Raw genomic sequence first — 414 nt, 5'->3', positions numbered from 1 at the left:
CCCATGGCCTGTTGCATGGGCCAGTCCCGCAACCGCAGCAGCCGCACGCCGGTGCCGGCGTACTTGACCGCGTTGTTCGGCACCAGCGCCACGCCCAGCCCGCTATCCACCAGACTCAGGATCGATTGCACCTGCACCGCTTCCTGCGCGATGCGCGGCTTGATGCCGGCGCCGTGCAGCGCGCAGGTGATCAGCATGTGCATCGACGGCACCCGCGTGCGCGAGTACATGATGAAGGGCACATCCCCCAGTTCGGATAGGGCGATGTCCGCCTGTGCGGCCAGCGGCGAGTCCGTGCTGACGGCCAGCATGAAGTGGTCGCGCTGCAGYAGGGTCAGTTCGGCATTGGTGGGTTCGAGCACCGGGTAGCGCACCAGCGCCACGTCGAGCGAGTGGTCCTCGAGCCGGCTCAGC

Annotated in this window: 1 protein-coding gene; it reads right to left on the bottom strand. The window is 67.8% G+C overall.

Annotated features, from left to right (window positions below; genetic code table 11):
* Positions 1 to 414, bottom strand: a 414-nt coding sequence (locus AC1DDH_RS20695) for a LysR family substrate-binding domain-containing protein (protein ID WP_476956249.1), incomplete at both ends; no start/stop codon positions are given.

This window comes from Arthrobacter sp. 10T425, from assembly GCF_056393985.1.
This window is presented reverse-complemented; position numbering and strand designations above follow the sequence as displayed.